This window comes from Pseudomonas sp. MWU12-2037 (assembly GCF_023242345.1).
Taxonomy (GTDB): Bacteria; Pseudomonadota; Gammaproteobacteria; order Pseudomonadales; family Pseudomonadaceae; genus Aquipseudomonas; species Aquipseudomonas gingeri_D.
In genome coordinates, this window is the sequence record NZ_JALLIZ010000009.1 from 218459 (window position 1) to 243878 (window position 25420).

At 60.1% G+C, this 25420-nt stretch carries 23 protein-coding genes and 2 pseudogenes; 7 read left to right on the plus strand and 18 right to left on the minus strand.

Annotation, left to right across the window (positions count from 1 at the left end):
* Nucleotides 1-147: 147 nt before the first annotated feature.
* Nucleotides 148-717, plus strand: a complete 570-nt coding sequence (locus M5B42_RS18520) for a chromate transporter (protein ID WP_152736845.1) — start codon at nt 148-150, stop codon at nt 715-717.
* Between the two features lie 3 nt (nt 718-720).
* A complete protein-coding gene (locus M5B42_RS18525; protein ID WP_248746669.1) occupies nt 721-1263 on the plus strand; it encodes a chromate transporter in 543 nt (180 codons plus the stop codon).
* A 198-nt stretch (nt 1264-1461) separates the two neighbouring features.
* Here the strand turns inward: M5B42_RS18525 and M5B42_RS18530 are convergent, their stop codons facing one another.
* Nucleotides 1462-2484 carry a type II toxin-antitoxin system PemK/MazF family toxin gene (locus M5B42_RS18530; RefSeq protein ID WP_248746670.1) on the minus strand — a complete coding sequence of 341 codons (1023 nt, stop codon included), beginning with the start codon at nt 2482-2484 and terminating at the stop codon, nt 1462-1464.
* 419 nt (nt 2485-2903) lie between these two features.
* On the opposite strand from M5B42_RS18530, the gene M5B42_RS18535 reads away from it, so the two are divergent.
* Together M5B42_RS18535 and M5B42_RS18540 are read left to right on the plus strand one after the other, a co-directional pair.
* Nucleotides 2904-3242: a DUF3077 domain-containing protein gene (locus M5B42_RS18535; protein WP_248746671.1), complete on the plus strand. Its 339-nt coding sequence runs from the start codon at nt 2904-2906 to the stop codon at nt 3240-3242.
* A 259-nt stretch (nt 3243-3501) separates the two neighbouring features.
* Nucleotides 3502-4416, plus strand: coding sequence for a LysR substrate-binding domain-containing protein (locus M5B42_RS18540; RefSeq protein WP_103499352.1), 915 nt, complete (start codon nt 3502-3504; stop codon nt 4414-4416).
* Between the two features lie 89 nt (nt 4417-4505).
* On the opposite strand, the gene madM is transcribed toward M5B42_RS18540, so the two are convergent.
* The 10 genes from madM to M5B42_RS18590 form a co-directional block, all read right to left on the minus strand.
* Complete coding sequence (gene madM / locus M5B42_RS18545; protein WP_248746672.1) at nt 4506-5270, minus strand: malonate transporter subunit MadM; 765 nt, start codon at nt 5268-5270, stop codon at nt 4506-4508.
* 1 nt (nt 5271) lies between these two features.
* Nucleotides 5272-5688: a malonate transporter subunit MadL gene (gene madL / locus M5B42_RS18550; RefSeq protein WP_248746673.1), complete on the minus strand. Its 417-nt coding sequence runs from the start codon at nt 5686-5688 to the stop codon at nt 5272-5274.
* 65 nt (nt 5689-5753) lie between these two features.
* Nucleotides 5754-6683, minus strand: a complete 930-nt coding sequence (mdcH, locus tag M5B42_RS18555; RefSeq protein ID WP_248746674.1) for a malonate decarboxylase subunit epsilon — start codon at nt 6681-6683, stop codon at nt 5754-5756.
* Nucleotides 6680-7309 (minus strand): malonate decarboxylase holo-ACP synthase, encoded by a 630-nt coding sequence (locus tag M5B42_RS18560; protein WP_248746675.1) that lies wholly within the window; start codon nt 7307-7309, stop codon nt 6680-6682. The genes mdcH and M5B42_RS18560 overlap by 4 nt, the downstream gene beginning before the upstream one ends.
* Before the next feature lie 6 nt (nt 7310-7315).
* Nucleotides 7316-8119, minus strand: a complete 804-nt coding sequence (gene mdcE, locus M5B42_RS18565; RefSeq protein ID WP_248746676.1) for a biotin-independent malonate decarboxylase subunit gamma — start codon at nt 8117-8119, stop codon at nt 7316-7318.
* Complete coding sequence (locus M5B42_RS18570) at nt 8116-8967, minus strand: biotin-independent malonate decarboxylase subunit beta (protein WP_248746677.1); 852 nt, start codon at nt 8965-8967, stop codon at nt 8116-8118. Before M5B42_RS18570 ends, mdcE begins: the two co-directional genes overlap by 4 nt.
* Nucleotides 8960-9259: a malonate decarboxylase subunit delta gene (locus M5B42_RS18575; protein ID WP_121135287.1), complete on the minus strand. Its 300-nt coding sequence runs from the start codon at nt 9257-9259 to the stop codon at nt 8960-8962. The genes M5B42_RS18570 and M5B42_RS18575 overlap by 8 nt, the downstream gene beginning before the upstream one ends.
* Nucleotides 9259-10149: a triphosphoribosyl-dephospho-CoA synthase gene (locus tag M5B42_RS18580; RefSeq protein ID WP_248746678.1), complete on the minus strand. Its 891-nt coding sequence runs from the start codon at nt 10147-10149 to the stop codon at nt 9259-9261. The genes M5B42_RS18575 and M5B42_RS18580 overlap by 1 nt, the downstream gene beginning before the upstream one ends.
* The gene (gene mdcA, locus M5B42_RS18585; RefSeq protein ID WP_248746679.1) at nt 10150-11826 is read right to left on the minus strand and encodes a malonate decarboxylase subunit alpha; all 1677 of its coding nucleotides are present in this window, start codon (nt 11824-11826) and stop codon (nt 10150-10152) included.
* Nucleotides 11827-12105: 279 nt separating this feature from the next.
* On the minus strand, nt 12106-12441 hold the full coding sequence (locus tag M5B42_RS18590) for a hypothetical protein (protein ID WP_248746680.1): 336 nt from the start codon (nt 12439-12441) through the stop codon (nt 12106-12108).
* A gap of 433 nt (nt 12442-12874) precedes the next feature.
* On the opposite strand from M5B42_RS18590, the gene M5B42_RS18595 reads away from it, so the two are divergent.
* On the plus strand, nt 12875-13375 hold the full coding sequence (locus tag M5B42_RS18595) for a hypothetical protein (protein ID WP_248746681.1): 501 nt from the start codon (nt 12875-12877) through the stop codon (nt 13373-13375).
* Nucleotides 13376-13503: 128 nt separating this feature from the next.
* Here the strand turns inward: M5B42_RS18595 and M5B42_RS18600 are convergent, their stop codons facing one another.
* Both M5B42_RS18600 and M5B42_RS18605 read right to left on the minus strand, forming a co-directional pair.
* A complete protein-coding gene (locus M5B42_RS18600; protein ID WP_248746682.1) occupies nt 13504-13938 on the minus strand; it encodes a hypothetical protein in 435 nt (144 codons plus the stop codon).
* Complete coding sequence (locus M5B42_RS18605; RefSeq protein WP_152736833.1) at nt 13901-14530, minus strand: nucleotidyltransferase domain-containing protein; 630 nt, start codon at nt 14528-14530, stop codon at nt 13901-13903. The genes M5B42_RS18600 and M5B42_RS18605 overlap by 38 nt, the downstream gene beginning before the upstream one ends.
* Nucleotides 14531-14653: 123 nt before the next feature.
* On the opposite strand from M5B42_RS18605, the gene M5B42_RS18610 reads away from it, so the two are divergent.
* Nucleotides 14654-15067: an RDD family protein gene (locus M5B42_RS18610; protein WP_177104258.1), complete on the plus strand. Its 414-nt coding sequence runs from the start codon at nt 14654-14656 to the stop codon at nt 15065-15067.
* Between the two features lie 254 nt (nt 15068-15321).
* Here the strand turns inward: M5B42_RS18610 and M5B42_RS18615 are convergent, their stop codons facing one another.
* From M5B42_RS18615 to M5B42_RS18625, 3 genes and pseudogenes are all read right to left on the minus strand, one after another.
* Entirely contained in the window at nt 15322-16674 is a 1353-nt protein-coding gene (locus tag M5B42_RS18615; protein ID WP_152736832.1) for a S8 family serine peptidase, read from the minus strand.
* 383 nt (nt 16675-17057) lie between these two features.
* Nucleotides 17058-17266: pseudogene (locus M5B42_RS18620) on the minus strand (OprD family outer membrane porin); the annotation flags it as partial.
* 913 nt (nt 17267-18179) lie between these two features.
* Nucleotides 18180-18329: pseudogene (locus tag M5B42_RS18625) on the minus strand (chemotaxis protein CheW); the annotation flags it as partial.
* A 186-nt stretch (nt 18330-18515) separates the two neighbouring features.
* On the opposite strand from M5B42_RS18625, the gene M5B42_RS18630 reads away from it, so the two are divergent.
* A complete protein-coding gene (locus M5B42_RS18630; protein ID WP_248746683.1) occupies nt 18516-19019 on the plus strand; it encodes a hypothetical protein in 504 nt (167 codons plus the stop codon).
* 23 nt (nt 19020-19042) lie between these two features.
* Here the strand turns inward: M5B42_RS18630 and M5B42_RS18635 are convergent, their stop codons facing one another.
* Entirely contained in the window at nt 19043-19498 is a 456-nt protein-coding gene (locus M5B42_RS18635) for a chemotaxis protein CheW (protein WP_100944631.1), read from the minus strand.
* Complete coding sequence (locus tag M5B42_RS18640) at nt 19491-25418, minus strand: Hpt domain-containing protein (protein WP_248746684.1); 5928 nt, start codon at nt 25416-25418, stop codon at nt 19491-19493. The genes M5B42_RS18635 and M5B42_RS18640 overlap by 8 nt, the downstream gene beginning before the upstream one ends.
* Nucleotides 25419-25420: the final 2 nt, after the last annotated feature.

The window sequence follows — 25420 nt, forward strand, 5'->3', positions numbered from 1 at the left end:
CATAGATTAAGAAAAAAAGACCACGCCTTATAGAAAATAGAAAGCCGGGACGTCCCCCCTGGCGTGCCACGCCCGAACCGGTTTTACTGATGGCCCGTTGCTCGCTCAACGGCGTCATGACCTGAACCCAGGCGTTCAACGGAGCCCATGCTGATGTCCGCGCCCGCACTCACCTCCCCCGCTCCTTCGCCCAGCCTCTGGCAACTCTTCTACAACTTCGCCATGGTCGGCCTGTTCGGTTTTGGCGGGGTCATGCCCTGGGCCCGGCAGATGATGGTCGACCGCCGACGCTGGGTCGACGAGCCGGCCTTCAACGAACTGCTGACCACCGGCCAGTTCTTCCCCGGCCCGAATATCGGCAATGTCAGCATCATCTACGGCCGCCGCCAACATGGCCTGGCCGGGGCTTGCGCGGCGTTGTTCGGGTTGTACCTGTTTCCGTCGATCATCACCGTGCTGGCGGGTTTCGCCTATGCCCGCTGGTGGAGCAATGACGCGGTGCAGCAAGTGTTCGGCGCCATCATGCCGATTGCCACCGGGCTGATGCTCGGCACCACCTTGCGCCTGCTCAAGGCCATGCCGCGCAATCTCGCCAACTACTGCGCCTTCGGCGTGACCTTTATTCTGATGGGGGTGCTGGTGCTGCCGTTATGGAGTGTCTTGCTGATCTGCATTCCGCTGTCGATTGCCCTGCGTTTTCTCGACAAACGAGCCTGAGCCATGCAGACCGTGCTGTTCCACCTGATGATCCAATGCGCGCTCTGGTCCTTGATGGCCATTGGCGGCAACACCGTGGCCCTGGGCGATATCCACCGCTACACGGTGACCCAGATGAACTGGATCAGCGACGCCCAGTTCGTCGCCTTCTTCGCTTTGTCCCAGGCGCTGCCGGGGCCTAACGGCATGTTCCTGGTGTTTATCGGCCAGCAGACGGCGGGCCTGCCCGGGGCGCTGGTGGCGCTGACGGCCAAGCTGCTGCCCTGCTCGATGCTGACCTGGTTCGGCGCCGGCTGGCTGGAAAAACACACCGAGACCCCATGGGTGCAACGGATCAAGCGCGCCTTGCTGCCGATCTCGGTGGGCCTGATCCTCGCGGCCAGCTACATCCTGATTCGCAGCATGGAAACCAGCACCTTGAGTTTGCTGCTGACGCTGGTCAGCGCCGCCGTGGTCTATTTCAGCCGGGTCAATGCCATCTGGTTGATTCTGGCGGGGGTTGGGTTGGGGTTGTTGAGTTCGGTGCTGGGGGTTGGGTGGTTCTGAAAGACATTTCTCAGTACACAAAAAAGCCGCCCTTGAAGGCGGCTATTTTGTACATTTTACTTTCACAGAAAAGGGTACTAGCCCTGTCGCCCGGGTAGAGTTCTGCTCTCGATTTCCGGACCATGTTTTCCAATGCTATTGAAAGCCGTAGTTCATGTCAATCTGCTCAGGCCCAACTGACCGGACAAGCCGTGTCAGTCAAAGCCCATTCTCGGCGTCCAGAGCGCACTGAAACTCAAGCTCATCTTCATAGTCACGCCCCATGGACTCAGCCCAGCTTTTGGCCAATCGCTCGACTGCCGACAAATGATTGAGGCGTTGCGCCTGGGCCTTCAATTGAGCCGTCAAAGACTCGACAGATGCCTGAAGCTGGGCAACCTGGCGCTGGCTCTGTAGGACATCGTTATAGGGAACATGGTCACCCGCTCCAATCGCGTGAATCAACGCGCTCTTGAGCTTTTTGCTCTCGGAGCGACTGAGGGCAATGCCATAGTTGGCGTTACGCCCTGAACTTCGCCCCTCTTTGAAATAGCTGACCGGCGGTAAAATCCTCTGTACAGACACACACTCAAGCATGCTGCAAATAACGTAACTTTCTTTACCGCTGCTCTGATACCTAGGCATTTTTTCGAGTGTACTTCGATCAAGCTTGAACGCCGTTCGATCACCCGGCTTTATCTCTTGGGACGTAACAGGAGCGACCTGAATCAGGTTCGCTGATATCACTTTCACGACCACCGCTAACCGTCGCTTGTGCATTTCCGCCTCAAGCAACGTATCCATATAACGCTTGTTCGTTTTACTGATCGCGTTCATCCGACCAGCCCTCTGGACAAACCCGTAATCCACCTCCACCAACGTGCCCTGCTGCCCCAAAATTTTCTGTGCCGTCAGCCCCTTGTTTGATTTCAGAGTCTGGTAAAGAAATATTTCCTTGGACACATCATGTCGTTTGATCAAGACCGAGAAGAAAGCTGGCTGCTGTGCATCCGCGGGTGTCGCCGCTACCGACTCCACCCGCCACAGATGATTATCGATACCAAGAAAGCATTTCGTGAAGAACACCGGATGCAAGGCACGATCACCCTTTGGCTGGGGTATTCCTGGAATGAGTACCTCTTTAATATTCTCGTAAATTTCAGTCCCCAGCAGGACCGATGTTCCAGGCACTCCGTCGCGAGACGTAATGACCTCCAAATAACGAACAACAATTGTCTGCATGTGCGTCCTTGAGATTGTGATTAAGGGGCCGCTCATGCCCACGCCAGTTGCTGGGGTGATCATAGTCCGAAAAAATCGCCAGTTTGCAGACCACTGAATGCGACTTTACTCTTTCACTTGAGTGAAATTTCCTAGAAAATCCTGAGCGCTTGCGCCTGCCAAAACACGTGGCTAGTCTTCGTTCGTCACTGCCAATTCAGTGATCGGGTTTAGCAGCCCGCGTTGAGTCAAGGCGCATAGCGCCCCCGCCCTGTCAGGCGCTTTTTTTGTGGCCTGCGCATTATGGTGGCTGTGCGCAGGGCATCTTCGGGTGCGCCGGTTTCTTGACTCGCCGGTCTGCTAACCTGCGTACGGCCGCCACCTAACCATTTAGCAGTGGTGTTTGGCGGCTCAACTCACATGTTGAGAGAGTCGAGAATATGTCGAAGATTACCCCCGCCCCCCCCGTCAGCCCGCTGCACAGGCGCGACAAAAACAGCGACCGGGTATTCGCCCACTACAACCTGCCACCGGTTGAACCACCCGAACCTTACAAACTACCGGAAAGCCTGTTCCAGATTCGCGCGGATGCGCGCTCGGAAGAGTCGCTGACCACCGCCTACGAGTTGCTGGAGTCGGCCGCCGCAACAGCCTATGAATCCGTGGAAAACCTGAATGGCGCCAACCGCAAGGTGGTGCTGGGCGTGGTGCATCTGATCGAGTTGGCGAAGGCGCTGGTCGATTCGGCGTTGGATAAGCGCGGGGTAGACCACCCGTAAAACTCGTAGCGCCTGAGCGGGTGCCTTCGCGGCGGTGCGGCGATCCGACAAGCCCTGCTCCTACAGTACGGTGGCGCACACGAGTTCTGTGAACGACGGAAAACTGTAGGAGCAGGGCTTGCCCGCGAAGAGGCCTGGGAGAACGCTAAAATCCTCACAGGCAATCGAGCGTCCCTCAAGCCGGCTCCATTCTGAAAAAGCCCCAGCCAAAACCCCAGGACTTGGGCACAATCGGGGCATTCGAAAAAGAGCCCGCGCCATGCTGATCGACGAAGAGCTGACCTTGAAAAAGCTGGAGGTGTTCCTGGCCTTTATGCGTACCGGCAACCTGGCGCGGGCGGCGGCCGAGTTGCAGACCAGCAATGTCAGCGTGCACCGGGCCATCCACTCCCTGGAAAACGCCCTGCGCTGTCCGTTGTTCAAGCACGAAGGCCGCAACCTCACACCGCTGGAAAGCGCCTATGTGCTGGAAGAGCGCGCGCAGAAGCTGATCCAGGATGTGGTCGAAAGCGTGCGCATGACCCGCGAAGCCGCCGGGTTCTCCGCCGAACGCTTCAAGCTCGGGTCGCTCTATTCGCTGACGGTGAAAACCGTGCCGCAACTGATCATGGGCCTGAAGATCCGTCGCAGCGAGCTCAATATCGACCTGATCCTGGGCTCGAACTTCGACCTGCTGTACAAGCTCAAGAACATGGAAGTGGACGCGATCCTGGTGTCGTTGGATGAGACCACCAACGACTCCGACTGCGAGCATCTTCCGCTGTTTTCCGATGATATTTTCCTGGCGACACCCGCTGACTCGCCGTTGTCCCAACAGGACGAAGTTGACCTGGCGGACCTGAAAGACATGACCTTCATTACCCTGACCCAAGGCTTCGCCACCCACCGGGACGGCAATCGGGTGTTCGAGCAGGCCGGGTTCGAGCCGAAGGTGGCGATGCAGGTCAATGACATCTTCACGCTGTTGAGCATGGTCAGCTCCGGCGTCGGTTACGCCTTGCTGCCGGGGAGGATTGCGGCGGTATACGAGAATCGGGTGAAGCTGATTCCATTGCAGGCGCGCTACCGCCTGCAACAGCATATCGGGGTGGTGTTTCTCAAGGCCAAGGAGCGTGATCCCAACCTGCTGGCGCTTCTGGCGGAGTGCCGGATGTACGCCAACCGATTGACTTGAGCAGCCAACGACCAGGTTCGATCATGCATTTCCGGTGGCCTCAAGGGCTTGCCCGCGAAAACGGTAGAACAGGCACAAAATAATCAGGATCAGCCCACCAGCCCACGCACAACGAAAAACAGCACCGAAGGCCCAAGCAGACAACCCAGCCCGGTATGGAAAGTCGCCGTCAATGCGCCATAGGGCACCAACCGCCGATCCGTCGCCGCCAGCCCCGCGGTCACCCCACTGACCGTGCCCGCCAAACCACCGAACACCATCGCCGAACGCGGGTTGTCCAACCCCATCCAACGCGCCGCCACCGGCGTGCCGACCATCACCAGGATCGCCTTGATCAAGCCCGTCGCAATCGACAGCGCCACCACCTCGGAACTCGCGCCAATCGCCGCCCCGGTCACCGGCCCGACGATATAGGTCACCGCCCCGGCACCAATGGTGGTGATGCTCACCGCATCGCGATAACCGAAGGCCCAGGCCATGCACGAGCCGACAATAAACGGCAACAACGTACCCAGCAGCAACGCCAGCGCTCCAACCAATCCCGCCTTCTTCGCCTCGGTCGCCTGGACCTCGAAGGCCGTGGCGACGATGGCGAAGTCCCGCAACATCGCCCCGCCCATCAAACCGACACCGGAAAACAGCGCCACATCCGCCAGCCCCTTCTGCCCGCCGGTCAACGTACCGCCGATCCACGCCAGCACCAGGCCGATCGCGATGGCAATCGCCGAACCGTGGATCCGGCCATAGGTCAGGCGCTTGGACAGCACCACCGACACCCACATCACCAGGCCAACACCGGCGAATGCCGTGATCAGCGAGTTCTGCCCCAGGTCCTTGCCAATGAGATCCCACATATCAGCGACCTCCCGCGACGGTGGTGGTCGGGACAACCGCCATCGGCTCATCCGGCAGCGGATCGCCTTTATGGATCCGGCTGATCAGGGCAATGGTGCAACCGCAGACCACCACCGAGCCAATCGCCGCCAGCAGCGCCAGCGGCCCGCCGTGCAGCGCCGCGACCACGTTCTGGTTGGCCGCCATGGCGACCACCACCGGAATGTACATGGCACCCCAGAAACCGACGCCCATCTCGCAATCCTTGGTCAGGCCGCCCCGCTTGTGCATCCACAAACGGGCGCAGATCAACAGGATCATCGCGATCCCGACCCCACCGACATTGGACTTGACGCCTAGCAGCACGCCCAGCATATCCCCCAGAATCACCCCTGCCAGCGTACAGATCGCCAGCAGCGCCACACCGTAGATAATCATTCTTGTTGTCCTCACATTGCATTGTCGAAGTTGTTGTTTTTGTCCTTCGAAGCAGCAGCCGGTGTTTATCGGTGACGGCGTCCCTCCTCATCCAACAGCGCCTTGAGGGTGTCCAGGCGGGCGCCGTCGAACGCAATGACGGCGCCTTGCTCGAACACCCAGCGCGCCAGGCCGGTCAGGACCGAGCCCGGAGGCAGTTCAATCTGCAGGCGGGCACCGCGCTCATAGGCGCTTTGCACGGTGCCGCGCCAATCGACGACCCGGCGCATATTGAAGGCCAGGTCATTGCGGATCTGTTCAGCACTACGCAGCAGCCGCGCACTGCTGCCACTGAGGTAGCCCAGGCGCGGTGCCTGCATCGACACCCTGGCAAAGGCGGCGGCCAATACCTGGGCCGGCTCATCCAATAGCGGGCAATGGGACGGCACGCTGACCGCAAGGCGTTTGGCTACACCCTCCTTTTTCATCAGGGCAACCAGCGCGCTCATGCCCTCGTCGCTCCCGGCGATCACGCATTGGTTATCGGCGTTGATATTCGCCAGATAGACCGGTGTCCGTTCGCTATGCACCTGGGCCAATAACTTATCCATAGCCGCCAGATCCAACCCGATCAGGGCGGTCATGCCGTAGCCCTGTGGATAAGCCTGTTGCATCAACTCACCACGCAGGCTGACCAGGCGCAGGGCATCGCTGAACGTCAGGCTCTCGGCCAGTACCGCCGCCGGATAGGCGCCGATGGACAAGCCGGCGACATAAGCCGGCGGCGCCGTGTCTTCCAGCAACAGCCGGGCACAGGCCACACCGGCGATCAGCAGGCAAAGCTGAACCGCCCGGGTCGAAGCCAGGGCTTGCGACGTATCCAGCAAGCTCACGTCCTCGCCCAGCACATCGCTCGCTTCGCGCAGGCAGCCACGAACGATAGCGGCATCGGGCAGGCGCTGCAGCATGCCGGGCTGTTGCGCGCCCTGGCCGGGAAACACCAGCAGACTGCTCATGCCACGCGCTCCCGGGTATCCCAGGGATCGAGCACCAACTGCACGCTATCGGCCCGCTTGAGCAGGACCCGGCGCGCCGTGCCCGCCCACTCCACCAAGGCCACCGCGCCCAGCGGGGTTTGCAGTTGCAGGTCGACACGACAGAACGGGTTGTCGAGTCGCTGCAACAAGCCATTGGCCTGACGACGGGAAAGCGTTTGCGGCACGCGCAGAATCAGATCCAGGTCGCTCTGTTGATGCAGGGTCGGCAAACCGGTGGCCAACTCGAAACCGGCACTGCCGCTGACGCCCCACGCCAGGCCCGACGCATTCAACAACGGCCGCAAGTAATGCAGCGCCTGCAAGGCCGGCCAATCCTGTGCACAGACTTCAATATCGACAAGGGCTTCGGGTCGCACACAACGCTCGACCAGCGCCCTAGGCATCAATGTGGCGAAACGCTGTTCACGCAAAACCCCGCGCACGCCCACCGCCACCTGGTCCGGCGCCGTCAGCGCCCGGCGCACCACCACTGGTTGGCCCAGGCTCAGCGCCTCAGCCACCCAATCCGGTGCCTCCTCCGGCAACTGCGCCGGGGTCAGTCCCCAGAGCAGGTCGTGGGGCAGGAAGTCCTGGTCAGCGTGCATCGCGGCTCACCACTGCTCGCGCAACAGTTGCCGAACCCGACTCGACGCCGCCCGATTGCTCGCGCCCAGGCGCCCACTCAAGTCCGCGCCCTTGGCCGTCACATCGTGGATAGCTTCAACCAGACAGTCTTCCACCTGTGCCAAGTCGGCCGCCGAGGGCTGTTCGATCTGCTCCACGCCCAGGGTTTTCCACAGCAGCCCCAGGCTGGCGTAACTGTCGATGTCATAGGCCATTGGCGGTACGCTGGCGGCCAGGGCCTCCAGTTCTTCGACGCTGCGCAAGGTCACCCGCGCCGCCGAGGCCTTGCCCATGGCATGCACCATCACCCCCGGATCGCGCAGGGCGATCAACCGATTGGCCTGATAACCATGGGCGAGAAACGCCCCGGACATTGCCTTGCCCACCAGCAGCGCGATCACCGCATGACCGGCCAGGCGGGCACGGGCATAACTGTCCGCCGCACCGGCCAGGGCCTGGTGAATCCCCAGTGCCTCTTCACGACGGCCGTAAGCCTGGCTCGGCACATCGACAATGGCGATCAAGGCACGCTTCCCGGCACGACCGCTATCGGCCTCGATCACCTCGTCCACGGCCTTGGCCAGGCCCCAACCTTCCAGCAATCCGACCTCGCCATTGCGGGCACGAACAAACCGGTTGGCCGGATCGGCCACCACCGCCAGAAAGCGCACCGGCTGATCACCGAGTTGGCCATCGGCGACTTTCAATGAAGGCGGCAGCCCGGACACTTCAACAGCCTCCGCCGCCAGCGCCTGGAACCAGTGCAAACCCCGCAGGGAATAAGCGCTCATGGACGATCTCCTTGGAAAAGACGGCGTACCGTGGCCGGATCGATTTGCGGTTCGGCATCCAGTTCGGCCAAGCGTTGCAGGTACCACTCCGCCTGCCGACTGCGTTGTACACCGGGCAAACCGGCTTCCAGCAATTCGGCAATCTGTTGCCGGATCAACGCCACATCGTCGGCCACATAACGATCCACCAGGCCGCTGGCGAAACGCTGCTCACCACCGGTCAGGCTCCAGATAAACGGCCGGTCGCGGGAGTCGTACTCGTCCAGCCCCGCCTCCTGCTCGATCACTTGCGGGCCATTGAGGCCCAGGCGCGCCTCCTGGGTCACCACCAGATAACTGCACAGCGCCGCCGCGATGGACATGCCGCCAAAACACCCGACACTGCCCGCCACCACGCCGATCACCGGCTGATAACGACGCAGGTCAACAATCGCCGCGTGAATATCGGCGATGGCCGCCAGCCCCAGATTGGCTTCCTGCAAACGCACGCCACCGGTTTCCAGCAGCAACACGGCGCGAGTGGGAATACCATTGCGGTTGTCTTCAGCGGCCAGCTCCAGGGCACCGGCGATTTTCGCACCGCCCACTTCACCGAGGCTGCCGCCCTGGAACGCACCTTCGATGGCGGCGATCACCACCGGCAAACCATCGATGCTGCCCTTGGCGATCACCACGCCGTCGTCGGCCTGGGGCACTACGCCCTGGCGTTCGAGCCAGGGCGACATGACCCGGGCAAAGGGGTCGAGCAGTTCGCGAAAACTGCCGCTGTCGAGCAAGGCCCGGGCACGCTGGCGGGCGCCGAGTTCGACGAAGCTGTGCTTGTGCAACAAACGCTCGCTGTCAGTCATGGCCGATCTCCTCGAAACCTTGTTCCAGACGCAAGCGGACCACACCGGGGGTGGCGCCGAAATCATGGATGTCGATGGCCAGCGCGGGCGGCAACTGGCCGTCGAACAGGCGCTCGAACAGGTGCTGCCAGCGCGAGGCACTGCCGTTTACCGAAGTCGTTACCTGGATCGACAAGGTGCCGGGATGGCCGGGTTCCAGCAGTACCTCCAGGTCACCCGAGCCGACACAACCCACCAGCGCCCGGCCTTTGGGCGGTTGCCCGGCGGGGAATTCAAAGGACAACTTTTCCATCACAAGGCTTCCTGTTCGAGGCGGTCGATCAGCAGGCAGGCGGCGAGCAGATCCGCCGCGCCTCCCGGTGAAGCGTTCATCGCCAACAGCTGTTGATCCAATTCATGCAGGCAGCGCCGACCGGCCAGGCTGGCGCTACCGCCGGCTTCCAGCACTGCGCGGGCGCCCTGTTGCATGGCCTGCAAACCCGGCACGCCGGCGCGGTAGAGCACGCAGGTATCGGCCAGGGTGGTCATGATGGCGAGCAAGGCATCCAGCCGGGCGTTCTGCTCGCCGTGGCCGGCGAGGCGGGTTCGTTTGAGTTGTGGCAGACCGAGTTGGGTAACCGCTGGGAAACCCAGTTGCGCTTCCTCACGGGCACCGCGTGCGCCATAGCGTTGGGCGACCTGGCTGCCGTGGCTGCTGCTGTTGGGGGCGTAACGGTCGTCCAGCAAGGCCAGGCGGGCGGCGCGCAGGGTCAGGGCGTTGGCGCTGACGGCGCTTGGGTCCAGCGCAGCCGCAGCGACCAACAGCCCCAAGGCCCAGATCGCACCGCGATGAGTATTCACGCCGCCGGTGGTCTGGAGCATCGCCTGCTCGCCGTCGCGACCGATACGGCCCAGGGCTTCACGCAGTGATAGATCGATGACAATTGTTGAGTGTGGCGAAGCTGCTTGTTGTGGCGCGCCACCATAAGCAGCCTCGGCCATCTCCTTGAACATCGGCCACAGTGACAACGCCGAGGCATGCATCAGGCCCAGGTGCAGATCGGTATGCGCACCGTTGCCACGGCGATCCACCAACGCCGGCTTGGGCGACAGGTCGGCTTCGTCGATCAGCGCTTCCACCGCGAAATCCGCCAGGCGCTCGGCCAATGACAGGGGTTGGGCTTGCAGATTGAAGGCGTGCATTTACCAACTCCTGAATTTGGCGGGCGGGTTGTAGAGGCCTCCCGACCATTCCACCAGGTCGGCCACGCTCTTGGCCGCCAACAACTCGCGGCTGGCGTCGGTGCGCCGGATGCCCAGGTCTTCAGGCAAGGCGATCAAGCCTTCGCGACGCATCCGCGCCGTGTCCTTGGGGTTATGCCGCAAGCCGATAGCGGTGACACCGGCCACGGCGGCAATCATTGCCTGACGCTCTTCCAGGGAGCGGGCCTTGTACAGGTAGGCGATGCCCTCTTCGGTCAGCAAGTGGGTGACGTCATCGCCGTAGATCATGATCGGTGCCAGCGGCATCCCGCTTTTCCTCGCCACCTCAACGGCATCGAGGGTTTCGACGAAGGTCGGTTTGCCGCCCTCCTGGAACGTCTCGACCATCTGCACCACCAGCTTCTTGCCACGTTCGAGCAAGGCTTCGGGGGCATCACCGGTGTCGAGGCGCATATCGAGCCAGGCCGGGGTGCCATGCCGACGACCGCGCGGGTCATGCCCCATATTCGGCGCCCCGCCGAAACCGGCCAGCCGGCCACGGGTCACGGTGGACGAATGACCGTCACCGTCGACCTGCAAGGTCGCGCCGATAAACAGGTCCACCGCATACTGCCCGGCCAGCTGGCAGAACATCCGATTCGAACGCAACGAGCCGTCGCGCCCGGTGAAGAACACATCCGGGCGGGCGGCGATGTAGTTCTCCATCCCCAGTTCGGTGCCGAAGCAATGCACGCTTTCGACCCAGCCACTTTCGATGGCGGGAATCAGGGTCGGGTGCGGGTTGAGCGTCCAGTTGCGGCAGATCTTGCCTTTCAGGCCGAGGGATTCACCGTAGGTCGGCAGGATCAGTTCGATGGCGGCGGTGTTGAAACCGATCCCGTGGTTGAGGGACTGCACATTGTGTTTTTCGTAGATCCCGCGAATCGCCATCATCGCCATCAGCACATGCACCGGCTTGATATGGCGCGGGTCGCGGGTGAACAGCGGCTCGATATAGAAGGGTCTGTCGGCCACCACCACGAAGTCGACCCAGGACGCGGGGATATCCACCCGTGGCAGCTCGCTGACGTCATCCACCAGCTGATTGACCTGGACGATCACAATCCCATCGCTGAACGCCGCCGGCTCGATCAATGCGGGGGTGTCTTCGGTGCTGGCCCCGGTGTAGATATTGCCGGCGCGGTCGGCCATGAAGCCGGCACTGAGCACCACGTTGGGGATCAGGTCCACCACCAGGCGGGCATAGAGTTCGATGTAGGTGTGAATCGCGCCGATTTCCAGCAGGCCATCTTCCAGCAACTGGCTGATGCGCAGGCTCTGGGTGCCGGCGAAGGAGAAGTCGAGCTTGCGGGCAATACCGCGCTCGAACAGGTCCAGGTGCTCGGCGCGGCCAACGCTGGGCATGATCATGTGCAAATCGTGGAGTTTGGCCGGGTCGGCCTTGACCAGGGAACGGGAGAGGAAATCCGCCTGCTTCTGGTTATTGCCCTCCAGCACCACCCGGTCGCCGGGCATGATCAGGGCTTCGAGGGCGGCAACGATCTTGTCGGCCGGCAACACCACGCCATCGGCGAGGGCTCGTACCTGTTCGAGACGGCGCTGCTTCTCGGTGCGCCGCCGCGTCCAGCGCGAGTCGGGGGATATTGTTGTTGTCATGACCACTCCACGGGTTCGCTTTCGTGGAGTAGACAGTAGGAGTGAATCAGCCTGGCATCAATCAAGCCCAGCGGTGGATCGTTACGGTCAGGGTAATGGTTCTTTCAGACGGGGAGTTCGCGACACCTGATGACAGGTCCCAACAAGGGACCGATCAGTCCCTTATTGGGACCGTTCAAAAACACTGGCATCGAATCAGTTGACTGTCGAGGTCGTATTAATCATGCCACCGTCCACGCCTACCACTGAGATGGCGTGGAACGTAGGCCCACCGGAAAACTATGTCACTACCTTGATATCAACCTTCGGTGACACCGCCTCATTGCCAGATGGCAACGTTACGGAATAGCCCACCGCAACAGTCTTCCCGATATCATTTTTCACCGCATCATTAGGGATCAAAAACATCAGTGGCAGCCCTATCTCGCCGGCGCTCACAGCATGTAGCGTGTGGTAGGTGCCAAAATGCAGATCGATAATGCTTCCAACCTCGATCGAATAAATAGCAGGCACCAGAACAGTGGCGGGCCCTCCTGAGAGTTGTGCATAACTCAATTTTCCATCTTCCGCATCCTGCACCAATGGCGGGTGCAGCGGAGTTTTCTTGTTTGCCATGATTGATATCCTTTCAAAGTCAAAGTCGAGTCAACGAGTCGCGTTGCAGGCTCGCAAGCGACTGGCACAGTTAATCGACAAATTTCAGCGGGGATAACTGTCAGAAATGACAGTCCCGACAAGCGGCAATCGTCAGGAAAAATGCTAATTCTGGGGAGGCGTCGCTATGACGTCTTCGCGGGCAGGCCGCTGTCACGGGGCTTTGTAGTGAATTCGAATTATATGGCGAGGGGATTTATCCCCGCTGGGGCGCGAAGAGATCCTCAAGCCGGTCTCCCCCGTTGCGAACCGTTTGTCGGCTAACCGCTTCACCCTGTCAATTCTGACAGTAGTCAAACATCCGTCTCCAGCGCCTACTAAAAACCGCGCTGTGACCTCCGATGTCCGGCTCCACGGGCAGGGTCGAAAGCGCCTGTGAGCGGAGAAACCAAAGATGAAAAACCTGGATGATTTTGTCGATTTCGAAGATGGAGAAAGGCACGGCTGGGAAAATGATATTGGATCTCCAGAGGGGGTACTCAAAACGGAAGATGGCCCGGAAGGCTCGAATACTTTCTGGTCCGGCAAGCTGCAATCGAGACAACCCCCAGACCCGTTTCAGGCCTCTCTCGCCAAAATATTTACCCTTCCTGGCGAAGAGCAGCAGAGCGGGATCCTTTTAACATCCTTCAGATACCGCGTTCACCCGCCAGAGCCGGGGGAAGCCACAACGATCGCGGTCACGGTTACAGGGCACATATCGCTGGGCTATGGCAACTTTTTTATAGATGAGCACACTCCACAGGGCATGTGGCTCCAAAGTGGTCCAATCAAAGTTCCCTACTACCATAGCAGGGCCCCTGTCTTGATCGGTACGCAAGGCGGGAGTGGGCCCGCTGTGTTCCGTAAGCTGGACATCGATGACATCAAGGTTGTGCAGTTTCCCAATAAATAGAAACTCACGAACGGCCGCCTGACTTGCGGATGTTTTTCCCCCGAGGGTCCAGTTCCCTCGCCCCGCGTTTCAGGCGGCCCGACGTATCAGGTTGAAGTGGTTACGCTCAAGGTAATCCTTCTTCTCACTCAGCAGGAATAGAGCCCAACCATTGTTTGCTCGACGACGGCCTTCAATGCAGTGGTGTTGTCGATCAACTCCGCCAACAACCTCTCGTCTTCATCCATATAACCTTCATATTCCGCCAGGTTTCGGCGCTCGTGACACAACGCGAACAAGCGAACCTGCAACTTGTTGATCCCGGCAGTATGAACCAGGCACTGGAACACCAGATAACGGCGGTCGGAACGAAAGCCCGATAAGCGCAATGCCGTGAGAGCAATGCCGTGGGCGGCGTTGTAGGCTAGGTCGAAGCGACTGGCAAAGGAAAGTTGGGCGCTACGTGCATCCTGCAAACGATCACTCGCCGAGCGCATCAGACCTTCGCACTCCTTGCGGTCCGCTGGCTCGGCCTTCAGGCCGCCGCTACGTTGCAGGTTTTCCAGGCTTTGGTTTTTGTCCATCCTTAGACTCCACTGGGTTTTCACCCATGATGTTGAGCTTCTCCTGCTCCACCACCCGCTGAACGAAGCTGTTGCCAGTGGCAAGTTTTGCGTTCCAATCCTCCAAGCTGTACAGCGTGGGGTTGATGGTGCGGCCCACTTGTTCTTCCATGGGCAACAGCCGCTCCATCACTTCGCTGTAGTGCAGGTCGTCGCCAATCAACATCAGGTCGATATCGCTGCCGGCATGGGCTTGGTCCTTGGCGATGGAGCCGTAAACAAACGCCCAAGCTACTTGATCCGCAAACGGACCGAGCGCCACACGCAACTGCTCGACGATGCCGAATGTCTTGCGCACAATGCCCAGCAATTCCTGGTAGATAGGACACGCCGGATTGGCTTGGTAGTGTGTCTGATTACCCTGCCGACTGAGGGTCAGGATGCCAGCCCGTTGCAAGCGCTCCAACTCACGCATCAGGCTGCCCTTACCGATCTTCGCCCAACGGGCTATCTCATTGGCATAAAAACTATGGTCCGGCTTGCCGAAGAGCAAGCCCAGGATTCGCTGTTGTGTTGCAGTAAATAACGCGTCACTGAGGGAGAGGGTTTGCATGGTCGCGCCAAAGAGTCCCAAAAAGGGAACGATAGGTCCCTTTTTGGGACTTATCAAGGGCCATTTGATGCCAATCGCAAAGCGTTTTCGGGGGCCAAACGAGGACTTGGCTCTTTCGCTTGAGTGAAATTTCCTAGAAAATCCCGGCGGCTTGCGCCTGCCAAAACACCTGGTCTAGGGCGACGCAGGGGAGGACAAATCATTGACTCCCTGGTCACCTTTTTCCTGTTCTTTCTCGCAGGCCGAGCGGCCAAATTTGTCGGATTGCCACCGAATGTAGTCGGTCTTCTGGCGTTAGGCTCCACTGCAGCGTATTACTTGTTTTCCGATGCAATGCCGAACGGGCAAAGCGTGGGTAAAAAGCTGTTGGGGATGTCAGTGATTGATGAGCGTAGTTACCTGAACTGCAATTTATATCAATCGTTTATGCGCAATATTACGACGCCATTTCTAAATTTTTTTGACTGGATATTTATTTTCTTTGGTTCAAGGAAGCGGTTGGGTGACATGCTCGCGTCTACGATTGTCTTCAGATAATGGCCGAGCAGGCACAACGTACCGCCGAAGAGGCCACCCTACGCGCCACTCGGATGACCGATAAGGCCTCGCGCAAGTAAACAGCGGATGTACGAGGCGCGGCGTTAGCTGCGCCAGGGTCAGAACGACCCCAGTTTGACTGGCCTTGTATCACACTGATCTGGTCGGCACTTGCGATATCATCGTATTGCGACACCAGCACCGTCAGCGTGGTCAACGCCGCCAGCGGATCGAGCTGGCGGCTGCTGACCTCTTTAGATCGCCGGCGCCGGCAGTTCGACCGCAGACATTGAAGCAATGGCGTTCACGATATGGGGAAGTGGACCGATATGTCCACCTGTTCCTTGAGGTGTACCCGTCCGAATTAATAGCTCTCTCATGTGTCTTGGCGTTATTACCGTGCCAGTCCTTTTAAACCATGACTGCACCGCAATGACGGCTGCTCCTACAATTGCCGTGGCCGCAGAGGTTCCTGCAAACTCTGCGGCATAAGTCCTCGTACGCCCCTCATTAAAAAGATCACCAACGCCGCAAGTAGCCACATACCCATCACCACCCCACCCCTGTAAATGTATCGGGCTACCATATGTAGAAAAAACGGAGCAATTACGGCCGGTCCGTGTTCCAGAGCCGACGAGAATACTTCCATTGTCGCCACGGCTTCTATATTCCTCATAAAACGGATGGTCTAAATCTTCATGACCATTACCGGCAGCGGCGACAACAATAATTCCAGCATCAGTGGCCTGTTTTGTTATGTCCCAAACACCCCTATTAAAATCAGCGGGTACCAATCGGCCCTCACGGCCGCCCGTTTGCATTTCATATATAAATACGTCTCCGGCTCTTAAATGTTTCAAACCCTCAGCAATACCGCCAACGCGACCAAGAGGACCCTGCGAAATCCCGTAAAATACATCAACTTCATAGGCAACGCCCAGCATGCCAAATCCATTGTTTCTAGCAAAGACGACACCAGCAACTTGAGTCCCGTGGTCATTGGTATTCTCACCGGGCATTGGAACGAGCTCTATAAAATTAGCGCCTTCCAGATCTTCATGATCGTAAGCAAACTCGCCGTTTTCGATATCTGCACATCTAATTCCTCGCCCGGTAGCCTCAAATAATCGCCAAGCATTCATGGCATCAATACCAATGACATTTGATCCCAAATCACCTTGGAGATACTCTTGCCGATCAACGAAGTTCGGAGTTGTACTTGTGGGGCCTGCTGTACATTCGCCTGACGGCGTCGGAGCAGGCCCGACTGGATCAAGCTCAGGCTCGACTGGCTCAATTTCAACATATTCTACAATATCCATATCCCTCAACGCCGTTGCGAGGCGCTGCAATTCTTCAAATGACATGGAGGGTGCGTTTTTGATATAGACGAGCCCCTTATATTGAGAAAAATCAATACTATTTTCTTCGTTTTTTATTTTGCCCGTCTCTGCCAATCCTGGAATGGCATGGCGATATTCTAAATCAGATAAAAAACTCGCATCCTTTGCTAGTTTTTCTGATTCATGAAAAAATATCTTTCCATTTGTTACATTGGAAATACTGTCTGGAGTGAACTTCACAAGTAAGTTATAGGCTTCATTCATCACGCACCTCCATGGAGCATACTGAGAATTACTTGCCCCGCAAACTGCAGCCAGGGCTGGGTATGTCCAGCTTCAGCCCGCCTTCTGGTCCCACTGCAGTAGCGCTCTTGCCGCTCTCGACTGCTTGCTCGTTATCGTCATTTAAGTCCTTAGGGAGCTCGGATCATGGCTGAGAATAGCAGAAGTGTGTCCGCCGTCACGCGTCGGAAACTGTTGGCGGGGACTGCAGTGGCGGTTATCGGGCAGTCCGTCCAGGCCGCTGACGTCGGCGATACGCACATTGGCGACGATGAACAGACAGGCCGACCCGCATGCCGGGGTCGAGGAGAAGAACATCGAACCGTTGCCAAAATCTTATTCAGCGGCGGAAATGTCAGAACGGCCCCCAGCTCGAGCGGGTACTCAATGACGAGGTACGGCCGGTCGATGTCATCGCCGCCCTGACTGCTGTTGGCGCGATGGGTGACGTGGGACTGTTGCAGCGAAGGTCCTTGGCCGGGCACTGATTGCACGATGTAGTGCAGGTTCAGATCGCGCTCCCAATGGCGTCCGCCGTCCCTTGTTGTGGACGGTAACCGCCGGTGTCCGTATCGAGCTTTTCCGGGACAGACCACGTTTTATCGGAGGGAGCGATTAAAGTGTGGTTATCACTGTTTTTGTGAACGAAGAAAAATCGCAGCAACGGCCAGTCGTTCGTTATAAGACACCACTCTTTCTATTGAGTGAAATTTCCTAGAAAATCCCGGCGGCTTGCGCCTGCCAAAACACCTGGTCTAGTCTTCGTTCGTCACTGCCAATTCAGTGATCGGGTTTAGTAGCCCGCTGTTTAGCTAAGGCGCAATGCGTCACCGTCCTGTCAGGCACTGTTTGTTGCCTGCGCGTTATGGTGGCTGTGCGCAGGGCACCTCGGTGCACCGGTTCTTAGCTCGCCGGCTACTAACCTGCGTACAGCTGCCACCCTGTCGTGTAGTAGCGTCTCGGTAGCAGCTCAACCTGCGTTGAGAGAGCTAAATCAATGTCGAAGATAACCCCGACCCACCCGTCACACTTAACCCGATAGACGCCGACATCGAGCGCATATTCGCCCACTACAACCTGCCACCGGCAGAACCACCCATTCGCTACAAACTGCCTGAAAGCCTGTATCAGATTCGGGTGGATGTGCGTTCCGAGGAATCCCTCGTCACTGCTTATGAACTGTTGGAAGCCGCAGCCGCTACCGCCTACGAAGCGGTAGAAAACCTCAGTGGGTCAAACCGAAAGGTGGTGCTGGGCGTCGTGCACCTGATCGAGATGGCGCGGGCATTCGTGAATTCGGCGTTGGATGAGCGGGTAGTGGTACGTCCGTAAAAACGCCATAAAACCTGTAGGAGCCAGCTTGCTGGCGATAGCGATGTGCACAGCGCAGATAATGTGTCGAATGTACCAGCATCATCGCCAGCAAGCCGGCTCCTACAGGGTGATGTCATCTGCGAGGCCTGTGAACGAAAAAAACCGGCCGTTCGTCAAGCCAACCCCGACTCCAGCACCAACTGCTCCAACCCCAGCAAGTCCGGCACCTTCGCCACCCACTCGCCCACCTGCACCGCCGCCTTCTCCAGCCGGCACAGCGGCACATCGACAAAATTCAACTGGCTGTCGAGCTTCTACGAACGGATCGAGACTAGAGGTGATTCTGTGTTGCGAAAGCATCAGAACCTTTTGTCGGATAGTGACTTCGACCTGTCAGTTCTGACAGTAGTCAAACAACCGTCTCCAGCGCCTACTAAAAACCGCGCTGCGATCTCCAATGTCCGGCTCCACGGGCAGGGTCAAAAGCGCCAGTGACCGGAGAAACCAAGATGAAGAACCTGGATGATTTTACCGATTTCGAAAATGGAGAAAGGAACGGATGGGAAAATGAGATTGGATCTCCAGACGGGATACTCAAAACGGAAGCTGGCCCGGAAGGCCCGAATACTTTCTGGTCCGGCAAGCTGGAATGGAGACCCCCAAACACGTTTCTGCCCTCGCTCTTCAAGATGTTTACCCTTTCTGGCAAAGAGCAGGAAAAAGAGTGGCTTGAAATATCCTTCAAATACCGTGTTTACCCGCCGGAGCCGGGGGAAGCGACAACGATCACGGGCGTGATTACACAGCACTTCTCGATAGCCTATAACAGTTTTTTTATAGATGAGTACACTCCAACCAACGAGTGGCTCCAAGGTGATCCAATCAAAATCCTAGTTGTCTACTCCAATAACTTGAGCCATCTCTTGATCGGTGCGCGTAACGGGACAGGGCCCGGCGTGTCCCGTAAGATAGACATCGATGACATCAAGGTTGTGCGGACTCCCGTTAAATAGAAAGTTACTCCGGGTCCGGGTTGTCAGGCCAACCCGGACTCCAACACCAACTGCTCCAGCCCCAGCAAGTCCGGCACCTTCGCCACCCACTCACCCACCTGCACCGCCGCCTTCTCCAGCCGACACAGCGGCACATCGACAAAACTCAGCTGGCTGTCGAGCTTGTACGAGCGCGGGATCCCCTGGATCACCAGCGCGATAAACTTCAATTCCGGCCGCCCACCCAGGGCATTGAGCACCACGATCCGTGCCCGATCCCCCACCGCCAGCGGACAGCCGCAGGCCGCCTCGAAGCTGATCAATGGCAATTGCTGGTTGCGCCAAGTCACCTGCCGCAGATACCACGGCGGCGCATCGCTGGCCGGCTCGCCGCGCTGGTAGTCGATCAACTCCGCCACCGCGACATTCGGCAGCAACAGGTAACGGTCCGCCAACGGCAGCATCAACCCTGTCAGGCTGCTGGTGCTGTGTTCATGCATGGAGCTGACTCCAATGGGCGATGCTTTCCAGCAACGCCGACTCCTGGTACGGCTTGCCCAGGTATTCGTTGACGCCAATGGCCATGGCCCGGTCCCGGTGTTTCTGCCCGGTACGCGAGGTGATCATGATAATCGGCAGGTCCTTGAGGCGTTCATCGTTGCGGATCCGCGTCGCCACCTCAAAACCGTCCATACGCGGCATTTCAATGTCCAGCAGCATCAGGTCCGGGGTGTGCTCCTCCAGCAACATCATGGCGTCCACCCCATCCTTGGCCGTCAACACGTTCATGCCGTTGCGCTCCAACAGGCGACTGGTGACCTTGCGTACGGTGACCGAGTCGTCCACCACCATGACCAGGGTCGGACGCACCGGCGTCGCATCCACGCTGGTACCACTGGACATGGACTGTACCGGCGCCCGCGACAAGGCGTTGCGCACATGGGCGAGCAAATCGAGAATCAGCACCACGCGACCGTCGCCCAGGATGGTCGCCCCCGACAGCCCCGGTACCGCGGCGAACTGCGGCCCGAGGTTCTTCACCACGATTTCCCGCGAACCCGCCAGGGCATCCACTTGCAGCGCCATGCGCTGATCGTTGCAGTGCACCAGCAACACCGGCAACGCCAGGCTCTGGCCGAATAATTTCGGCTTGCCCACGGTTTGCAGCAGTTCGCCGAGGTAACGCAGTTCGTAGGTCTGCCCGGCGTATTCGTAGCGCGGCGGATCGAGTTGGTAATAATCTTCCAGCTCACTCGGCAAGACCCGCACCAGCCCTTCGACGGTGTTCAGCGGCACCGCGTATTGCTCGTCGGCGCATTGCACCATCAATGCACGGTTCACCGAGACGCTGAACGGCAGGCGGATCTGGAAGTGCACGCCCTGCCCCGGGATGGAGTCGATACGCATGGTGCCGCCCAGTTGCCGCACCTCTTCGTGGACCACGTCCATGCCCACGCCGCGCCCGGAAATCTGGGTGATCTTTTCCGCCGTGGAAAAGCCCGGCTGGAGGATGAACTGCAACACGTCGCGATCGCTGATCGGCATGTCCGGCTCCAGCAGACCGCGCTTGATCGCCTTGCGCCGCACCGCTTCGAGGGGTACCCCGGCGCCGTCGTCACGTATATCGAAGACGATATCGCCACCTTCGTGGGACAGGTCCAGGCTGATCAGCCCCTGCTCCGGTTTCCCGGCCGCACGCCGGCCTTCGGCACTTTCCAGGCCGTGGTCGACGGCATTGCGCAACATATGCTCCAGGGGCGCGACCATGCGTTCCAGCACATTGCGGTCCATTTCGCCCTCGGCATTGCCGACCACGAAATCGACCTCCTTGCCCAACTCCCCCGCCACCTGCCGGACGATACGCTTGAGGCGCGGCACCAGACGCTCGAACGGCACCATGCGCGTGCGCATCAGGCCTTCCTGCAACTGGGTGTTGACCCGCGCCTGTTGTGCCAGCAGGTTTTCCGCATCCTGGTTGCGCCCGGACAGGGTCTCCTTGAGGTCCAGCAGGTCGGAGGCGGATTCGAACAAGGCCCGGGACAATTGCTGCAACTGCGAATGCCGGTCCATTTCCAGCGGGTCGAATTCTTCATAACCCAGGCGTTCGGCTTCCACCTGCTGGCGACTGAGAATCCGCCCCTGGGTCTCGGTGTCGAGGCGGCGCAACTGATCGCGCATACGCTCGATGGTGGTCTCCATTTCGTTGAGCGCGATCCTGGCGTCGTTGACCTGCTGCTCGATACGGCCACGGAAGATCGAGGTTTCACCCGCCAGGTTGACCAGGTCTTCGAGCACATCCGCCGAAACCTTGACCATATCCTGGGCCGCCCGCTCGGCCTCGGCGACCGTCGGGGCCTCGGGCTTGGGTGCTGCCGGCGCGACAATCGGGGCGGCGACCGGCAGATTGACCGGCGACTGCCGGCCAAACGCCTGGATATCCTGGATCAGCGCATCGGCGGGCAGCACCGGCTGTTCGGCGCGCACCGCATCGAGCATATGCGCCAGCCGGTCATGGCCGGCCTGCAACAAGCCGAACAGCTCCGGCCCCGGTTGCAGCAGCCCGGCCGACAGCCCTTCGTAAAGAAACTCCAACTCGTGGGCCAGGTCGCCGATCGGCACGATTTCCACCATGCGCGCGCTGCCCTTGAGGGTGTGCAGGTCACGCAGCAGGGTTTCCACGTCCTGGCGATTTGCCGGCTCAGCCTGCCAGCGCAGCAAGGCCGCGCCGGAGCTTTCGAGGATATCGAACCCCTCTTCGAGGAAGATCTCCAGCAACTCCGGATCGTTGCCGGTCACCGACGCGGGCGCTTCGGCGGCCTCGCTCACCTCCAGCGGTGCGCTGCTGCCCTGGCGAAACTGGCGCAAGCACTCGATCAGCGCACTCGGATCGCCCAGGGGCTGATGCCCTTGAAGCTGGTCCAGCAGGACCGCCAGGCGGTCATGGCTTTTCTGCAACAGCAGCGCCAGTTCGGGAGAATGGTTGAAGCGCCGGTCCACCAGGCCTTCGTAGAGATTTTCCAGTTCGTGGGCCAGATCGCCCACCGGGCCGATCTCGGCCATGCGCGCGCCGCCCTTGAGGGTGTGCAGGTCCCGTTGCAGGGACAGTAGCGGCGCGGCGTTGTCCGGATCGTCGAGCCAACGCTGCAAGGCCAGACCGGCACTGTCGAGGATATCCGCGGCCTCTTCGAGGAAGATCACCACGATCTCGTCGTCGAGGTCCACTTCATCGAGGACCTGGCTCGCTTCGGCGGTGGCGGCGCCCAGTTCGGCGATGCTCAGGGCGCGGCTGCCGTCGGTCTTGATCAGGCCGGTGGCGGATGGATCGAGGGCCTCGTCGAGCAGCTCGCGCAGGGCCCGCAGTCGCTCCGGTTGCGCCTTGATTTCCTGGCCGGCGGCCAGTTCGTCGAACATGTTGATCAGCGCTTCATGGGCGCTCTGCGCCTCATGGAAAAACCGTTCGCTGACCGCCAGGCTGCTTTCTTCGACGGCACCGTAGAGGTCGAGCAAGGCTTCGCAGAGTTCATCCACCGGGTGCAAGTCGGCACTGTGGGCGCCCTGGCCGAGGGTGGTCAGCTCGTCCAGCAGGCTGCTGAGCTCCTCACGCTCGCCGGGGTGCTGCTGCCAGCGCAGCAGCAGGTTTTCCGCGTCCAGCAGGATATCCATGCCCTGGGCCAGGAAGTTGTTGATCAGTTGCGGGTCACGCTTGGTGCCGCTGGTAACGCTGAGCAGCGACTCCAGCCGGGCCGCGAGCAGGGCCTCGGCACGTCGGATCAGTTCCGCGGCGCCGTCGATGGCCGCCAGCGGGTCGTCAGCCAGTTGCTTCAACCCTTGGTGCAACAGGACCTCGGCCTCCAGCAGCAACTCGACCTCATCCAAGTCCAGTGGCAACAGGTGGGCCTTGAACTCACGCACCAGGTGGTAAAACGGTGCCGCCAGTTCGGCGATCGGCCGCACCCCGGCCACGTAGGCGCTGCCCTTGAGGGTGTGCAACGCCCTTTGCAATTCGTCGCTGGCGGCCAGCGGCAGGTGTTCGGTGGCCTCTTCGAGAAAGTGGTTGAGGCTGTCCAGATGCGTCTCGGCCTCGTTGCGGAAAATATCCAGCAGCTGCCGGTCGATGGCCTCATCGTCGGTCTCTCCCACGTCCCCGGGCGTGGCTTCGTCCGCAGCCGAACCCGCCAACTCATGGGCTCGGGCGGCCAGCAGGTCGACATCGTCGCGCTGGCGCTGGGCCTGTTCGGCAAACTCGATGACCAGTTCCGGCAACACCTGCAGCACATCGTCGAGCAACTGGTGGACCGGCGCGTCGGCCTCGACGCTGTGTTCGAGCACACGGTTGAGCAGGTTTTCCACCGCCCAGGCCAGCTCGCCCAGCACCAGCGCCCGGACCATCCGGCCGCTGCCCTTGAGCGTGTGGAAGGCGCGACGCAGCTCGGTCAGGGCCGATTTGCTCTCGGTATTCAGCGCCCAGCGCGGCAGGTATTCGCGCAGCACATCGAGCACTTCCGCGCATTCCTCCAGGAAGACTTCACGTAATTCGTCGTCCACCGGAGCTTCGTCGCCCGGTGGCGGCAGCAGGCTGCCCGGGACCTGGCGGGCCGGCGGATTGAGGGCGGACACGGGGCTGGCCAGGACATCGGCCAGGGACTGCACCACCTGCGGGTTGTCCAGCACCTGCAAGTCCTGCATCACCTGGGCTTCGTTAGGGCTCAGGACATCTTCGAGCACCGGTACGTCCTGCTCGGCAGGCGTATAACCCAGGGCATCGAGGCTTTCCTCGGCCATGTCCAGCACCCGCTCACCCGGCGCCTCGTGGTCTTCGCCCAAACGCTCGAGGTAGTACTCGATACTGCTCAGGGCATCGGCCAGGCGGTCGAGTTGCTGCCAGGACGGCGGTTGCGGACCGTTCAACAGGTGGTCGTGGATATAACGATTACAGGTTTCCAGCAGGCTCGCGGCCCGGCCGAGGGGAATCATCGACAAGGCGCCACGGACCGAGGTCAGCAACTCGGGCAAGGGCAACAGGCGCTCGCGGTCCCAGTCGGCATCGATGTACTCGATGATCAGGTCCTTGGCCTGTTGCAGGCAGATCCGCGATTCCTTGACCACCAACTGGTGGATCTGGGTCAGGTCGGTGGTCGGCAGGCGGCTTTCTTCACGGCTTTCCGGCTCCACGGTGCCGATCATCCCGGCCAGGGTCGCCTCGACGTAGAGCAAGGCGCCGGCAACGTCCATCAGCACCGAGTCATTCGGCTCGCGCTGGCCCTGGACCAGGCCCAGGACCACCGCCGTCTGGTCAATGATGACCTTGCGCGGCTGGCCGAAGCCGAGCACCGCCAGGGTATCGGCGATCTGCCGCAGGGGCGCCAGCAGGCTCGACAGTTCGTCGGTGTGCTGGCGGTCGCCGCGCACGAACAGGTCCAGCCGTTCCTTGCACCGCACCAGTTCCTCGCACAACGCCGCGACCACCGAACGCATGGCATCGCGGTCGGGGCCTGCCAGACGCGCCCGCTCCTCGTCGACCACCGCCGTATCGGGCAGGGCTTCATCCAGGCCATAACGTTCTTTAAGGGCGAGCATCTGCGCCGTCGGCTGGCGCGCCTTGGCGATATAGAACAGCAGGCTCTTGAGCAATTCTTCCGGGGCCGGCTGGTTGATTCCGGCGATGCCCTGCTCCAGCAGGCGCTTGAGTTCCTTGTCGGAGTCCTTGAGCAGACTGCGCAGGGCCGGGCTGTTGGCGATGACACCCGCGAGCATGCCCTCGACCAGCGCCGACGCGACTTGCCAGAGCGCCCCCAACGGCGCATTCAGACAGAGGATTTCAAGCCGGGCAAAGACCTTGGCCATATAACCGAGGTTGGTTTCGTCGTCCTGTTCACGTAGCAAACCGACCAGCGCGGTCTGCAGCATCTGCCGCAACTTGCGCAACAAGGCCGGCAGTTCCGCCGGGGTCAGTTCGGCGAGGGTCGCCTCGGCCAATGGCGGCAACTCCGGCAAGGTCGGGCTGAACAGGCTGGTTTCCGACAGCAGGCTTTCGCCCCGGGCACTGCGCAGGTCATTGAGCAGCGGCAGCACCACCAATGGCAGATCGCGGCGGGCACTGTGGACCCGGTCCAGATACAACGGCATCTGCCCCAGGGCCTGGCGCAACAACTTCAGCGCTTCCGGCAGATCGACCACCCGCCCTTGCTGTACGGCCAGGGCCAGGGCTTCGGTTTCCTCGGCGAGCAGGGCCGCGCCGTAGAACTCGACCATCTGCAAGCTGCCATGGACCTGGTGAATGCATTCCAGGCATTCGGCGATGTCCTGGACCGAATGCGTCGGCTCATCGAACGCATCCAGGGCCTGGCGCGCCTGCTTCAGGGTATCGGCGATTTCGCCCTTGACCCATTCGAGGGCCACATAGTCGTGCTGATCGCTCATGA